This is a genomic window from Metabacillus mesotrionivorans, from assembly GCF_052171315.1.
Lineage (GTDB): Bacteria > Bacillota > Bacilli > Bacillales > Bacillaceae > Bacillus_P.
In genome coordinates this window covers 30,358-44,817 of the sequence record NZ_JBQMFF010000011.1, presented here as the reverse complement: position 1 = coordinate 44,817, position 14,460 = coordinate 30,358, and the positions used below count along the sequence as shown (strand labels likewise).

Genomic DNA, 14,460 nt, shown 5'->3' with positions numbered 1-14,460 from the left:
TACTGCCAACTTGTAAGAAAATACAACCGGGAATACATGATTTACTACCAACTATCGAGGATATACAGCCAACTTCTTATCAAATCCCAAATCATTGACATCTGCTTTCAGCGGGTGTATAGTAAACCTATAATATCTCGAATTCAAGATAATTTTATGGAGGGATTTACATGCTGCCGTTAAAAGGGATTCACCATGTATCAGCCATTACAGCAAAAGCGCCTCAAAACTATGAGTTTTATACGAAAACACTCGGACTCCGTTTAATCAAGAAAACAGTCAATCAGGATGATGTGTCTGTGTATCATTTGTTTTACGGGGATGAAAAAGGAAATCCGGGCACAGAGCTGACGTTTTTTGAAATCGCCAATGCAGGCAGGGTCCACGAAGGAGTCAACAGCATTTCCGCCACATCGCTCCGCGTGAAAAGCGATGCGGCACTCTCCTACTGGAAAGAGCGCTTTGAGAAGCACGATGTGGAGCACGGGGAGATTACTGAGGCATTTGGCCGCCTGACTCTTTCTTTCAGAGATTTTGAAGGGCAGCGACTGATTCTGGTATCTGATGAGAACAATTCGGGAGTTGCCGCAGGAACACCTTGGGAGAAGAGCCCGGTTCCGGCTGAATATGCGATTACCGGACTTGGTCCAGTCAAGCTGACAGTGGCTGTTCCTGAAAGGACAATTGAAATTCTGACAGATATTCTTGGTTTCCGGGCGAAAGGCAGCTATCCGTCTGATGTACCCGGCCAGCCGGACATTCAGGTGTTTGAAACGGGAGAAGGCGGAACGGGAGCAGAGGTGCATATCGAAGAGCGCCTCGATCTGCCGCAGGAGCGTCTTGGACGCGGAGGAGTTCACCACGTGGCATTCCGTGTTGAAAATGAAGAAGAGATGCACAAGTGGATTGAGAAGCTGAAAGCTGAACGCATCCCGAGTTCAGGATTTGTAGACCGTTTTTACTTCCGTTCCCTGTACTTCCGGGAGCCTAACGGCATCCTTTTCGAGCTTGCAACAGACGGTCCGGGATTTGATACTGATGAGGAGCTTGAGCATCTCGGCGAAGCACTCGCTCTTCCTCCGTTCCTTGAGCCGCGCCGCGCTGAAATTGAAGCAAAGCTGAAGCCCCTGGATACATCACTCAGCTGAAACAGTAAAACCCCGGCCTGATTTAAGGACCGGGGTTTTCTGCTTGAATAAAAGAACCTGCTTGAGGTTCTACACTTGAAACTGAGCTTCATAAAGACGCTTATATCCCTTGCCTTCCGCCATTAGTTCATCATGGGACCCCTGTTCCGCAATTCCGTCTTTGTTGACGACGATGATCCGGTCTGCGTTTTTAATCGTAGCCAGTCTGTGGGCAATGACGAGAGTCGTTCTGCCCTCAGACAGCTTGGCAAGGGATTCCTGGATGGCTTTTTCCGTTTCAGTATCGAGAGCGGAAGTAGCTTCATCCAGTATAAGAATCGGCGGATTTTTAAGAAACATCCTTGCAATGGATAAGCGCTGTTTTTGTCCGCCTGAGAGCTTTACGCCGCGTTCGCCGATGACCGTGTCGAGTCCGTCCGGAAGGGAGTAAATCAGTTCTTCGAGCTGGGCATGTCTTGCAGCCTCCCATATTTCAAGGTCTGACGCACCCAGCTTGCCGTATGCGATGTTTTCTCTCATCGTCCCTGAAAAAAGAAAAACATCCTGCTGGACAATGCCAATTTGTGTCCGGAGCGACTGAAGCGTGAGGTCGCGGATGTCTGTTCCGTCGATTGTGATGCTCCCGCCGGTCACTTCGTAAAAGCGCGGAAGAAGGCTGCAGAGTGTCGTTTTTCCCGCACCGGAAGGACCGACGAATGCAACAGTTTCGCCTGCATTGATGGTTAAATCGATGCCGTCTAATACTTTGTCATGATTTCCATAACCGAATGAGACGTTTTCATAACGGATGTTGCCTTTAAGAGGGCCAGCCTCAACAGCTCCGGGCCGGTCTTCTATATCAGGTTCTGTGTCTATTAATTCAATATAGCGTTTAAAACCGGCAATTCCTTTCGGATAGCTCTCAATAATCGCATTGATTTTTTCAATCGGACGGAACAGCACATTTGTAAGCAGGACAAAACCAATAAATTCTCCGTATGTAAGCTCGTTTTGAATAACAAACCACGTGCCGCATACAAGGACGAACAAAGTGACGAGACGCATCAGAAGGTAGCTGATGGAAAGGTTCATCGCCATAATCTTATACGCCGTAAGCTTTGACAGCCTGAAGCGCAGATTGTTTTCCTGAAACTGCTTTTTTTCAAATCTTTCATTTCCGAAAGCCTGTACAACGCGAATGCCGCTTACGTTGTTTTCAACTCTCGCGCTGAAATCCGCCACATCTGTGTACAGCTGATGAATGGCTGACGTCATTTTGTTGTTGAAATAAATGGCGAGGAAAAGCAGGAACGGAATAACAAGGAATGTCAGCAGCGCAAGTTTTACATTGATGGCAAGCATGACAGAGAAAGCGCCGATTAATGTCATAACCGCGATAAACAAATCCTCAGGTCCATGATGGGCAAGCTCGCCGATCTCCATCAGATCATTTGTCAGACGGGATATTAAGTGCCCGGTTTTTGTGTTGTCAAAAAAGCGGAAGGAAAGCTTTTGAATGTGTTCAAACAGTTTTTTCCGCATATCAGTCTCAATGTTAATGCCAAGCATATGTCCCCAGTAGGTCACAACATATTGAAGAACAGTGTTCAGCAAGTAAAGGAAAAGCAGTCCTGCGCATGCCCAGATAATCAGCTTCCAGTCTCCGCCCGGAAGCAGACGGTCAATAAAAGCATTTACGACAAGCGGAAATCCGAGTTCAAGCAGTCCTGCAATGACGGCACAGGTAAAATCAATGATAAACAGACCCTTGTATGGGATGTAGTAAGCGAAAAAGCGCTTGAGCATAGGGGGACCTCTCTTTTCTTTCCATTTTCTACAACAAGTATAGCGGCAGATTCACGCTCTGAACAATAAAAACTTAATAGACAAGGTCTTAATTAAACGTTTGTTTAATATTTATTTAATGGATTAAAGCAGTTGATTGCAGGGTATGGAAAGAGAGGGAGAAGATGCTTTTCACAATCATTTAAGGAGTGAAACGATGATCACGGTGCCTAAATATTTGCTTGAAAAAGAAGATATGACCAATCCTGAAATCGTTCCCGAATGGGTCATAAGGGAATACCAGAATTTCAGAAGTGTCGTCACAAATAAAACGTTCCCATGCTACTTCGGAATGGCCGCCGAAAAAAAGGGAGAGCTGAGATATGCGTACATATCAAAAGAAGACTGGTCCAATCTGCCTGAGGCTTTGATTGCGTTTAAGAAGCTGTTTGACGATGCGGAGAAGCTCATCCGCCACGGGCTGTTTGTTTTTGTAGAGCCTGAAGAAGGCGAGAAATCGATTCCTTATTACCGGGAGTATTTCTGGAATGTGCTTCAGTACCTTCATGATATCGATCAAGAGCCTTGGCCGAAAGATTACCCGCAGGATCCGGATCATCACCTTTGGGCTTTTTCATTTGCCGATGAACCGTACTTCGTCTTTGGAAATGCCCCCGCCTACAAACAGCGGAAAACAAGAGACCTCGGGGCAAGCTTAGTGCTCGGTTTTCAGCCGCGCAGAATTTTTGAAGGACTCGAAGGCACATCAGAGGGCGGCAGCATGTCCCGTGAAAAAGTGAGGGAGCGGGTTGAAAAGTGGGATCAGCTTCCAAAGCACCCGAACATCAGCCACTACGGTGACCCGGATCACAGAGAGTGGAAGCAGTATTTTATCGGAGATGACATTGAGCCCATCCAGGGGAAATGCCCTTTTCATCATAAGTAAAAAGAAGCTGCCTGATTTACTTGGCAGCTTTTTGTTTGTGTGAACTATCTGTACTCCCTCAAATCCTTCAGAGAGAACCACCCGATCATCCCTATAACGGTGAGAAGCAAACCGCAAATGAGAAGCACATGCCCTCCGCCAAAGATATCGGTGAAAAACGAAGCTGCAGCGAGGCCGGCAGGAGGGAGAACACTCGTAAGAGCACCGATCGTTCCGAACACTCTTCCCTGCATGCTGCTCGTCACCTCGAGTCTGAGTATGACATTTATGAGCAGGGTACTGAACGAAAATAAAAATCCGACCAGCAAAATCACAGGAATTCCAATCACAGCCGAATCAATCTTTCCAAGAATGACATAGAGGGGCCCGAGAGCGATTGTACTGCCAAGGATAATCATGCCTCTGTGAACCAGTTTCTTTTCAAACACCATGATCAGCCCCGCACCGGCCATATACCCAAGCGGAATGCTTGCTTCAATCAGGCCGAATTCAGCAGGGGATGCTTTCCACTCTTTAATGGCAATGACCTGAATGATCATTAGGGATGTGGTGAAAAACAGAATGAGAACAGGTGATAGAATCGTGATCGCCCGTGCGAACGGTTCTTGCCATATATATGAGAATCCAGTGAGCAAATCCTGCTTAAACGTTGTTTTTTCTGCAGGGGTCTCCCTGTGCTCGGGAAAATTTTTCACCGCGAGAACGAGAATCACAGATACAAAGAACATAAGCGCATCAATTAAAATAGCCGCAACACCGCCAAAAGCAGCCACGACGATTCCGCCGGCAGCAAACCCAAGTGTTCTTGCAATGTTGTCCGCAAGACTCATAGCACCTGTTGCTGACTGGATCTTCTCTTTGCCGACTACATCAGTGAGCGAAGCGTTAAAAGCAGGACCCTTAAACAATCCGGAAAGGGCTGTACCTGCAGTAAGCAGGATAATGACCCAGAACGGGGTTTCCACCGCGATTGCTGCGGCGAGACAAACCACAAGCAGACACCTGATCAAGTCTGATATCCACATCATTTTTTTCCGGTTCATCCTGTCTGCAGCCGTGCCTGCTATGGAGGCAAAACACGTGGTCACAAGCATATGAGTAATTAGGACGGCAGACATGAGGGCTGCGCTGTCATAGGTTTTCAGCACCCAGATATTCAGGGCAATCGTGTGGAACGTTCCTCCAAAAATAGAGAGAGTATAAGCGGTGAAGAGCGACAAAAAGGTTTTGTTTGTCCATAAGCTTTGCTGTTTCAGCAAGACGTGAGCAGACTGAGGTTCAGCCATCGTATTCAGCCCCTTTGCTTAATCGTTTAAGTGGGAGTAGTATGCTGTAGACCGTTCGAGATAACACACTTAACTTAAACGTTTAAGTTAAGTGTATGCAGATTCATTCAATCTGTCAATCAGTCTTTTTTTCACAGGCAAATTGTTTAAGTTGACCGCATCGGTGATAAAGATAAGAAAAAGACGGAAAAAGAGGTGCGGGGCATGTTTACAGCGTTCACAAAAAATTTCAGCAGGCCAAAAGGTTTTTTAGGGATTGTAGCAGGCAAAATCATGGCTCTTGAGAACACAACGATTAACAAATGGACGATCGGCAAACTGAAGATAAGGCCGGGGGACCGTATTCTGGAAATAGGATTTGGACCTGGGTACAGCATCGGCTATATGCTGAAACATCACCGCAGAGTCATTATAGACGGGGTAGATGTCTCTGAAACGATGAAGGAACAGGCAGAAAAGCAGTTCAGCAGCTATGTGAAAAACGGACGCGTGAAATTAATGAAGGCCGATGCCGAAACAGTCGAGCTGCCTGCGAACACGTACGACAAGCTGCTTTCGGTCAACAATTACACGATTTGGAATGACCCGAGAGCAGGGCTTGAAAATCTCACGAAATCGCTGAAGCCCGGAGGAATGGCGGCGATTACGATGCAGCCCAGGGAAGAAGATGCATCAGCGGAAAAAACAAAAATGTTCGGCAGACAGATCCGCGATGACATGCTCGCCTGCGGATATGAAGATGTAAGAGTATCCTTTAAAAAAGTGCGTCCTGAATTGACTGTCTGCGTGACAGGCATTAAAAAAGGAGGAAGATGAATGAACGTCCAGCATGAGCTGTTTGAAGGAGATGGAAGCATTCCGAACAACACAGAGCTCCCGCTGCTCGTATATAAAGCCGCTTTTTCTGAAAAGAGGAATTTGAAAGTGCTCTAAAAAAGAACAGCTGGAACGGATCCTGGGTCAACGGAGTCTACGGCTATCATCATTTTCACAGCTCCGCGCATGAAGTACTTGGCGTACTCAGCGGAAGGGCTGAGGTTCTTTTTGGAGGAGAAGAAGGCCGCAAGCTTTTATTGGAAAAGGGAGATGTGGCCGTAATTCCTGCCGGAGTCGGCCATAAATGCCTGCAAAAAGATGCGGACTTCCAAGTCATGGGGGCCTATCCGGACAATCAGGAAATGGATATGTGCACCGGGAAACCGGAGGAATACGGGGAAGCCATCAGCCGGATTAAGCAAGTTCCTCTGCCTTCAAATGATCCTTTTTTCGGGAAGAATGGACCGCTGTTTGAGTATTGGAAAGTTGGAGAATGACGCCACAAATCCCACAGCATCATAAAAGAAAATGGCGCCACTCACCGGAGTGACGCCACAACCCTGATTGCAACATAAGAGAAAGTGGCACAACTCCCCAGAATGACGCCGCAAGCCTAGTAGCATCATAAGGAAAGTGGCGTCTCTGGCCAGAGTACCTCTACAACTCGCGTGTCTAAATGCCGCAGGTGTTTAAGGTTTGACACAATCACCTCAAATCATGTACTATACGTTTATAAGATTAAACATATAAACACTTAAAAAGGCGGTAATAAAAACATGGAACATATACCATCCATCCTTGCGGCCCAAAGAGAGTATTTTTTAAAGGGACATACAAGAAAACTCGAGGACCGCAAAAAAAACCTGGAGCGTCTCCGCAAGTCGATAAAAAGAAACGAGCAGGCCATTATAGATGCACTGAATAAGGACTTGAACAAATCCGAGTTTGAGGCCTATACAACAGAAATTGGGATCCTGCTTGAAGAGATCTCTTTTGCGGACAAACATTTAAAAAAGTGGGCAGCCCCCGAAAAAGTGAAAACGGCGGTTACCCATATAGGCACAACCGGGCGGATTATCCCTGAACCTTACGGAACGGCACTGATTATCGCCCCGTGGAACTATCCCTTCCAGCTTGCTTTATCGCCGCTTGTCGGTGCCATATCCGCAGGGAATACAGCGGTCTTAAAGCCTTCTGAATTCGCTCCGGCTGTATCCGCTCTGCTGAAGAAGATAATTGAAGAAACGTTTCCAAAGGAGTATATCGCCGTCATTGAAGGCGGAATAGAAACCAATCAGCACCTCCTGGCAGAGAAGTTCGATACGATTTTCTTCACCGGAAGCGTGCCGGTCGGCAAAATTGTCATGGAGGCAGCATCTAAGCATCTGACACCTGTTACGCTTGAGCTTGGCGGGAAAAGTCCATGTATTGTTCACAAGGACGCTGACCTTAAGCTTTCAGCCCGCAGAATTGCTTTCGGAAAGTTTACAAATGCAGGTCAAACCTGTATTGCACCTGACTATTTAATGGTTCATGAAGACATAAAAGAGGAATTTATGACCCTGCTCAAGTCGGAAATTGAGCAAATGTTCGGCAAGGACCCTCTCCAGAATGAAAAGTACAGCCGAATGATCAGCGAAAAACATTTTGACCGTCTGACAGAGTTTTTCAAGGATGGGACCATTCTTCATGGAGGCGAGTCAGATAAATCCACGCTCACAATTGCTCCGACCATCCTTGGGGATGTGGCAGCAGATTCTCCTGTCATGCAGGAGGAGATCTTCGGACCGATTTTCCCTGTGCTCCAGTACAGGGAGCTCGAAGAAGCCATCTCTTTTATCCAGGCACGCCCTAAACCGCTTGCGCTATATTTATTTACATCAAGCAAGGAGATAGAAGAGCAGCTGGTCGGCAGGGTTTCTTTTGGAGGAGGCTGCATCAATGATACGCTTATGCACATCGCAACTCCGCACCTGCCTTTTGGAGGAGTAGGAGAAAGCGGAATGGGAAATTATCACGGCAAATTCAGCTTCGATGCTTTTTCTCACTATAAAAGCGTTCTGAATCAGACAACCAGATTTGATTTTAGCTTCCGTTATCCGAATGCGAAAAACGGGTTGAAGATTGTAAAACGGTTATTGAAATAGAGGCAAACCTTTTTTTGAGGTTTGTTTTTTATTTCGGAAAAAATAAGTGATTACTCACTTTACAATCACGTGCGGTTGGAATATAGTATAAATGAGTGATTACTCACTTTTATCTATCGGAGGGGAAACGATGAGTGAACCAGCTATCGTACTTCAGTCTGTTTCAAAGTCATTCGGAAAGAAAGAAGTCATTCAAGATGTAACATTTAAAGTCGATAAAGGGGAGATCTTTGGACTGCTCGGACCATCCGGTTCAGGAAAAACAACAATTATCAAAATGATTGTGGGGATTGAAGAGGCAACCAGGGGAAAGGCATACGTACTTGGAGTCAGGATGCCTGATTTGAATATGCTTAAGAATATAGGATTTATGGCGCAGTCAGATGCTTTGTACTCTGAGCTTACCGGAAAAGAGAATGTCTCCTTTTTTGCTTCGTTAAGCGGACTGAGAGGAAAGCAGAAAAAGGAAAGAATTCAATATGTTCTTGATCTTGTCAATCTTACGGAGCATGCCGGAAAGCGGACCGGAGACTACTCGGGAGGAATGAAGCGCCGGTTATCTCTTGCTATTGCCATGCTGAATGAACCGCAGGTTTTAGTGCTTGATGAACCGACCGTTGGAATTGATCCGATTCTAAGGCAGTCCATATGGGAGGAGCTCGAGCGGATCAGGCAGTCCGGCACGGCTATTGTCGTGACCACGCATGTGATGGACGAAGCAGAAAAATGCGGCAGAATCGGTTTTGTAAGAGATGGAAAGCTTATTGCGGCGGGTACGCCTGACGAACTGAAAAACGAAGCAAAAACAGAGACGATAGAAGGGGCGTTTTTAGCATACGGAGGTGAGCACAGATGAGAGTGATGGCCATTGTGATCAGAATCATTCAGCAGTTTTTCCGCGATAAGCGGACACTTGCGCTTATGCTTGTGGCGCCCCTGTTTATCTTGACGCTGATGCACTTTATTTTTGACAGTGAAGCCTATATGCCGAAAATCGGGGTATATGGAGCGCCTGAACAGCTTGTCGCTGCTTTGGAGAAAAACGGCGCAGTGGTGGAGAAGTTCAGCAAAAATGCAGGCAAAGACCACATCGAAGAGAAAGATCTTGATGCATTTCTTGCTGTTGATCAAGGGAAGCAGGAGATAATGGTTGAGGGATCAGATCCAAGTGTCACCCGAGCGGTTCTCGGGCTGATTCAAAAAAGTGCGCAGCCTGTTCCGCAAGGGAAGGCAGACATTTCATACGTGCATGGATCAGAGGAAATGTCTTCTTTTGATTACATTGGCCCGGTTCTAATTGGTGTCTTTATTTTCTTCTTTGTCTTTTTAATTTCAGGTGTTTCGTTTCTGCGCGAACGAACAAGCGGGACACTCGACCGGATTATGGCAACGCCGCTTAAACGCTATGAGCTTGTCCTTGGTTATGTAATAGGGTTTGGTATCTTTACAACATTTCAGGCGATCCTGATTTCCGCTTTCTCGATCAGTGTTCTGGATATGATGATGGAAGGCTCCTACTATTACGTGCTTCTCATAACCTTCTTGCTTGCGATGACATCTCTGACGCTCGGCACTCTCCTTTCTGCGTTTGCCGGCAATGAGCTGCAGATGTTTCAGTTCATTCCGCTGATCATCGTCCCGCAGGTGTTCTTTTCAGGTCTGTTTAAGCTGGAAACGATGGCGGAGTGGCTTCAGGCTATCAGTTATGCTATGCCTCTGAAGTATGGCGCTGATGCTCTGCAGGATATCATGATCAGGGGGAATGGCTGGGAGCAAATTGCGAATGATGTATATGTGCTGCTTGGATTTGCCGTTTTATTTTTTGTTCTGAACATCTTTGCTTTGAAAAAAGTGAGAAGACTGTAGTGACTGCTCATTTTCAGATATAATAAAAGTATTGATGAATGAGGAGTTTTTTAAATGAGTGAACACTTTTCCATTGAAGAGCTATTGAGGCTGACCGATGAAGATGTGAAAATGAGCGAAAAACAGAAAAAGGTCGTGGAAGCGGCCATTGAAATATTTGCTGATAAAGGATTTGCAGCTGCATCAACAAGTGAAATTGCGAAGAAAGCCGGTGTCGCAGAGGGCACAATCTTCAGGCATTATCAGACGAAAAAAGATCTGCTGTTTGCAATCGTAAAGCCAACGATTACCAAATTTGCAGCTCCGTTTCTCGTGAAGAACTTTATTGGAGAGATTTCTAAGCAAAAGCATGAAGATCCCGAGCAGCTCATGCGATTTATCCTGGAGAACCGGTATGAATTTGTGAAAAAAAATCAGCCTGTCGTAAAAATTCTTCTTCAGGAAGTATTCTTTCACGAAGAATTCAGAGGGGAAATCAGAAAAGTTATTGAAACACACGCCATGGAAAAGCTGAAGGAGCTTATCGTTTTCTTTCAGGAAAAAGGGGAAATGGTTGAAATGCCGCCTGAAACGGTGCTGAGGATGATTGTGACAAGCATCATGGGCTTTTTGTTTGCAAGGTTTATCCTTCTTCCGGATTTGGATTGGGATGATGAGGCAGAAAAAGAATATACCATTCAGTTTCTGCTGCATGGATTAATGAAAAAATAATAAGAGGCTGGGATAAAACCCTCCTCTGAACTGAAAAAGCCGGTGACATTTTACGAGGAGTAAAATGTTACCGGCCTTTATACTTTTTAAATTTAAATAAGAAAATTCACTGCCAACCAATAAGGCAGCAGGGTGAATTCCTGAATAAAACAGAAAAAGGTGAATGTGAGCTTGCTCACATTCACCTTTTTCATTATTCGAAGCTAGTTATGTCCAAGCCTCTTTTATATTTGACCATTTGGTGTTACCAATTCGATTATCTTTTTTACGTAAAGAAGAAACAATTACTATTCAATATCGATTGTTTTTTTCTGGAAATAATCGGACTGGATAGTATTTTGTATACCTAAAACAATGAAAGCCCTACCTCTCTTTCATCCTTACGGCTCCTTGTCCGCGCCAGTGTGAGTCAGGATTGCAAAAATCAAGCGACTATTTTATCGAGTTTTTTGATGAAACTTCAAACGTTCGTAAAAGAAATTAAAAAAATAGAAATGGATTAGATTGCAGAAATAACAAAAGAGGTGATGCTCTAATAGTGAGCTGAAGAAGTGGGCTGTTTTTGAAAAGATTTGCTTTTAATAATAATCATATTCCCGTAAGATTCAGGAAGTTGTAAGACATTATCTATAATCAGCCTTAACAGAAACTATTTATTTGATGATCAGTGATCCCTTTAATGACTCCCAGTTCACTAATCAAAAATTCATGTGCGTTATCCAGCATTTTTTTTTCACTTGTATTAAGTGCTTTTTCTTTCTTCATACGCATTAAATCACGTATAACTTCAGCACCTTCTTGTATGTTGCCGGTTTTAATTTTGTCCGTGTTTACTTTATACCTTTGTTTCCACGTCAGTAATCTATCTGATTCTCCATGCTGAAAAATGTGTATGATGTGCTTTAATGCAAGTATGTCAGTAACTGGGCGTATACGTGAACTCAGTATTCTATTCGTAGGAATCAAGACTTGCATATTGCCTATTAACATATTTATGACATAATATTGCTGTTTTTCCCCTGATATTTCCTTATCTTCTATAGCTTTAATGATGCCGACTCCGTGCATTGGATAAACAATGTTATCGCCAATTTGAAACAAAAAATCCACCTCCATATATGGTAACCTTCTTAAGCTTAACATATAGACTATTTTTTATCAAATTTTTAATAATATCATAAATGTGTTTTAAGTGTCAACTACTTTTTCTTGGGAGATTAAAAAAGAAAAAGTGGCAGGAAACGTGTCGGATGACCAATAAAGGGAAGGTGGATTTTCCTGCGAATATCAAAAAAAAGCATACCAATTTCTATACAAATTAGTATGCTGATTGATATATGATTTACCGTGTTATTTAGGACGCTGTTTTTTCTTGCGCTTCTTTTCTTTTAAATCGCGGAAACTGTATTAAAATCGCCATAATACCGCATAGGGCAATCAGTACCGGATAAAAAGAGTAAGGCAGAATGCTTGTCGGCGAGATGGAAGCAAATTCAGCCGCTGAAAGCATCTGCGCACCGTATGGGATCAGTCCCTGGATGCTGCATGAAAAGATATCGAGAAGACTTGCTGATTTTCGTTTATCAATTTCATACTTGTCTGCCATATCTTTGGCAAGAGGGCCAGTTGCAATAATTGAGATTGTGTTGTTTGCCGTTGCAAGGTTCGTTGAGCTGACAAGGCCGGCGATGGCAAATTCTGCCCCTCTTTTAGAAGAAATGCGCTTTGTCATGGTTTCAAGAATGAAGTGAATGCCGCCATTGCGCTTGATCAGCTCCACCATACCGCCAATCAGGAGCGAAAGAATGACAAGCTCAGCCATTCCCATGATGCCGTCTGTTATTTTCTGAAGGAATGCTGTTAATGTGTAGCTTCCGTCGGCCATTCCAATAACTCCGCCGAGGATAATGCCTCCTGCTAACACAGCAATGACATTTACTCCAAGCAGGGCTGCTGCAAGAACCCCGATGTATGGAAGCATTTTTACCCAGCTGTACGCTTCAGGTGTAACGGGTGCCTGTCCGCCAAGTGTGATGACGACGAGCACAATGCACGTAATAATGGCTGCGGGAAGCACGATAAAGAAATTTGCTTTGAATTTGTCCCGCATTTCTGTTTGCTGTGTTCTTACAGCTGCAATGGTTGTATCCGAGATAAACGATAAGTTATCCCCAAACATGGCACCGCCAATAATGGCACCCATTGCAAGAGCAACTGAAATGTCTGCCTCTGTACTTATTCCGACTCCAATCGGAGCAAGAGCCGCAATCGTTCCTGTAGAGGTACCCATCGCAAGCGAGATAAACGCGCCGATGATGAACAGTCCTGCAATCAGCAGGCTCTGAGGCAGGAAGGACAGTGCCAGGTTAACTGTCGACTCAACAGCTCCCATTCCTTTTGCCACTTCCGAAAAAGCACCCGCAAGAATAAAGATAAAGACCATGATCATTAAGTCAGGGTGTCCCGCTCCTTTTGAGAAACTCTCCACTTTTGATGTAAAGCTTTCTTTTCGGTTCATGATCAGGGCTGCCGCTGCGGCAACAAGGATTGCCACAAGGATCGGCATTTTATAGAAATCTCCTGTGATGATGCCCGATCCCACAAACAGTCCGATGAAAATAACGAGGGGAAAAAGTGCCCAGCCGTTAGCTTTTGTGTCCATAATAACCACCTTTCAATTCTTCATATTCATAGTGTTCCGCTCTCTGCAGATAAAAACTGCATAAAAAAAGATCTCTTCTTGATAACAAGAAGAGATCCTATATCCGGAATGGAAATAAGCTCTTCTCATTTTTCAAGCGCATGGCTTGCTGGAATTGGCACAGCACTCATGGATGCGAGTCCGCTGCCGAGGCATCACAGGGCCAGTCCCTCTGCCTCTCTTAATAAGAAGATAATATGTGTGTTTTAAAAAATACCTTTACTACATTAAGGGGTTGCGGTGCAAAAGTCAAATGGCAGTTTTTACTCGAATTATATTCTAAATTATTTTAGTTTTTTGTTAATTTCCCAAAGTAAATATAGTGTTTAAAAGCAGAAGCAGAATTAGAAAAAGGGCCAATACAATTTCGTATCGGCCCTTTATCTATTTATTTAACTAACCAGAATAATTCACCTTCAAATTCAATTAGTTTTTCTATAAACTCTTCAAAGGTCATTTTAAGGTTTTGTGGAGGATTGCTATTATCAATGTCCTCAAAAAATAAATAATCTTTTTCCCCTATTTCAACTTTTTCTTCGTCTATTAAAAAATATCCAACATCTGCGTATCTCATTACACAATAATATTTTTGAGGAATTAGATGAGAAATAGAGAGAGTTTCTTGTATTGTTTCCTTTAAACTGTGGACAAAAACGCCGCTCCCCCAATCATCAGTGAAAATTCTTACCCCATTATGTAAGGTTAAAAACGTCTTATAGTCATCCGGTAAAACAAAGTTAAACTCATTCATTTCTTGTAATGATGCGGGGTTAAAGAACAAACATTTCTTTTCTGCTACCGTACCATCTCTCAAATGAATTCGAATTCTACCATCTCCATCTAGATTCGCTTTCAAAGACTCCAAAGTCTCTATGATCATTTTCCACCTCAAAAAGTTACTATTTATTCCCTCAAGGAGTAACAGTTTGTTGATGCATTCCTTCCGGCAGGGCGTATAAATTTATCATATCATTATTTCCTCTTCTTTCCAGTGAATTTATGTGATGCACAACCAATGGAGACCAATGGCAGTTTTTACTCGATTTATAATCAAAATTGTTTGAATTTTTCACTG

The 14,460-nt window shown here is 44.0% G+C and carries 13 protein-coding genes and 1 riboswitch; of the genes, 8 read left to right on the top strand and 5 right to left on the bottom strand.

Annotation, left to right across the window (positions count from 1 at the left end; genetic code table 11):
• The first annotated feature begins 173 nt into the window (after positions 1–173).
• Positions 174–1,148 carry a ring-cleaving dioxygenase gene (locus ACTSEZ_RS19440; protein ID WP_369735973.1) on the top strand — a complete coding sequence of 325 codons (975 nt, stop codon included), beginning with the start codon at positions 174–176 and terminating at the stop codon, positions 1,146–1,148.
• Between the two features lie 69 nt (positions 1,149–1,217).
• Here ACTSEZ_RS19440 and ACTSEZ_RS19435 read toward each other — a convergent pair whose 3' ends face one another.
• On the bottom strand, positions 1,218–2,933 hold the full coding sequence (locus tag ACTSEZ_RS19435; RefSeq protein WP_369735953.1) for an ABC transporter ATP-binding protein: 1,716 nt from the start codon (positions 2,931–2,933) through the stop codon (positions 1,218–1,220).
• 196 nt (positions 2,934–3,129) lie between these two features.
• Here ACTSEZ_RS19435 and ACTSEZ_RS19430 point away from each other — a divergent pair, with 196 nt between their 5' ends.
• The gene (locus ACTSEZ_RS19430; RefSeq protein WP_369735952.1) at positions 3,130–3,858 is read left to right on the top strand and encodes a YqcI/YcgG family protein; all 729 of its coding nucleotides are present in this window, start codon (positions 3,130–3,132) and stop codon (positions 3,856–3,858) included.
• Positions 3,859–3,902: 44 nt separating this feature from the next.
• On the opposite strand, the gene ACTSEZ_RS19425 is transcribed toward ACTSEZ_RS19430, so the two are convergent.
• Complete coding sequence (locus tag ACTSEZ_RS19425; RefSeq protein ID WP_369735951.1) at positions 3,903–5,144, bottom strand: MFS transporter; 1,242 nt, start codon at positions 5,142–5,144, stop codon at positions 3,903–3,905.
• Positions 5,145–5,348: 204 nt separating this feature from the next.
• Here ACTSEZ_RS19425 and ACTSEZ_RS19420 point away from each other — a divergent pair, with 204 nt between their 5' ends.
• From ACTSEZ_RS19420 to ACTSEZ_RS19395, 6 genes are all read left to right on the top strand, one after another.
• Positions 5,349–5,960 carry a class I SAM-dependent methyltransferase gene (locus ACTSEZ_RS19420; protein ID WP_369735950.1) on the top strand — a complete coding sequence of 204 codons (612 nt, stop codon included), beginning with the start codon at positions 5,349–5,351 and terminating at the stop codon, positions 5,958–5,960.
• Between the two features lie 272 nt (positions 5,961–6,232).
• Complete coding sequence (locus ACTSEZ_RS19415) at positions 6,233–6,457, top strand: hypothetical protein (protein WP_369735949.1); 225 nt, start codon at positions 6,233–6,235, stop codon at positions 6,455–6,457.
• Between the two features lie 279 nt (positions 6,458–6,736).
• A complete protein-coding gene (locus ACTSEZ_RS19410) occupies positions 6,737–8,107 on the top strand; it encodes an aldehyde dehydrogenase (protein ID WP_369735948.1) in 1,371 nt (456 codons plus the stop codon).
• Positions 8,108–8,237: 130 nt separating this feature from the next.
• Positions 8,238–8,963 (top strand): ABC transporter ATP-binding protein, encoded by a 726-nt coding sequence (locus ACTSEZ_RS19405; protein ID WP_369735947.1) that lies wholly within the window; start codon positions 8,238–8,240, stop codon positions 8,961–8,963.
• A complete protein-coding gene (locus tag ACTSEZ_RS19400) occupies positions 8,960–9,973 on the top strand; it encodes an ABC transporter permease (RefSeq protein ID WP_369735946.1) in 1,014 nt (337 codons plus the stop codon). Before ACTSEZ_RS19405 ends, ACTSEZ_RS19400 begins: the two co-directional genes overlap by 4 nt.
• A 54-nt stretch (positions 9,974–10,027) precedes the next feature.
• Complete coding sequence (locus ACTSEZ_RS19395; RefSeq protein WP_369735945.1) at positions 10,028–10,684, top strand: TetR/AcrR family transcriptional regulator; 657 nt, start codon at positions 10,028–10,030, stop codon at positions 10,682–10,684.
• Positions 10,685–11,323: 639 nt separating this feature from the next.
• Here the strand turns inward: ACTSEZ_RS19395 and ACTSEZ_RS19390 are convergent.
• The 3 genes from ACTSEZ_RS19390 to ACTSEZ_RS19380 form a co-directional block, all read right to left on the bottom strand.
• Positions 11,324–11,800 (bottom strand): CarD family transcriptional regulator, encoded by a 477-nt coding sequence (locus ACTSEZ_RS19390; RefSeq protein WP_369735944.1) that lies wholly within the window; start codon positions 11,798–11,800, stop codon positions 11,324–11,326.
• 238 nt (positions 11,801–12,038) lie between these two features.
• Positions 12,039–13,349: a Na+/H+ antiporter NhaC family protein gene (locus ACTSEZ_RS19385; RefSeq protein WP_369735972.1), complete on the bottom strand. Its 1,311-nt coding sequence runs from the start codon at positions 13,347–13,349 to the stop codon at positions 12,039–12,041.
• Positions 13,350–13,468: 119 nt separating this feature from the next.
• Positions 13,469–13,576, bottom strand: a riboswitch (SAM riboswitch).
• 197 nt (positions 13,577–13,773) lie between these two features.
• Positions 13,774–14,265 (bottom strand): SMI1/KNR4 family protein, encoded by a 492-nt coding sequence (locus tag ACTSEZ_RS19380; RefSeq protein WP_369735943.1) that lies wholly within the window; start codon positions 14,263–14,265, stop codon positions 13,774–13,776.
• Between the last annotated feature and the right edge of the window lie 195 nt (positions 14,266–14,460).

What these genes read in the sequence shown, in the direction of transcription:
- ACTSEZ_RS19435 (WP_369735953.1), bottom strand. Translation starts at nt 2,933, where the DNA reads ATGCTCAAGCGCTTTTTCGCTTACTACATCCCATACAAGGGTCTGTTT.
- ACTSEZ_RS19430 (WP_369735952.1), top strand. Translation starts at nt 3,130, where the DNA reads ATGATCACGGTGCCTAAATATTTGCTTGAAAAAGAAGATATGACCAAT.
- ACTSEZ_RS19425 (WP_369735951.1), bottom strand. Translation starts at nt 5,144, where the DNA reads ATGGCTGAACCTCAGTCTGCTCACGTCTTGCTGAAACAGCAAAGCTTA.
- ACTSEZ_RS19420 (WP_369735950.1), top strand. Translation starts at nt 5,349, where the DNA reads ATGTTTACAGCGTTCACAAAAAATTTCAGCAGGCCAAAAGGTTTTTTA.
- ACTSEZ_RS19410 (WP_369735948.1), top strand. Translation starts at nt 6,737, where the DNA reads ATGGAACATATACCATCCATCCTTGCGGCCCAAAGAGAGTATTTTTTA.
- ACTSEZ_RS19405 (WP_369735947.1), top strand. Translation starts at nt 8,238, where the DNA reads ATGAGTGAACCAGCTATCGTACTTCAGTCTGTTTCAAAGTCATTCGGA.
- ACTSEZ_RS19400 (WP_369735946.1), top strand. Translation starts at nt 8,960, where the DNA reads ATGAGAGTGATGGCCATTGTGATCAGAATCATTCAGCAGTTTTTCCGC.
- ACTSEZ_RS19395 (WP_369735945.1), top strand. Translation starts at nt 10,028, where the DNA reads ATGAGTGAACACTTTTCCATTGAAGAGCTATTGAGGCTGACCGATGAA.
- ACTSEZ_RS19390 (WP_369735944.1), bottom strand. Translation starts at nt 11,800, where the DNA reads ATGGAGGTGGATTTTTTGTTTCAAATTGGCGATAACATTGTTTATCCA.
- ACTSEZ_RS19380 (WP_369735943.1), bottom strand. Translation starts at nt 14,265, where the DNA reads ATGATCATAGAGACTTTGGAGTCTTTGAAAGCGAATCTAGATGGAGAT.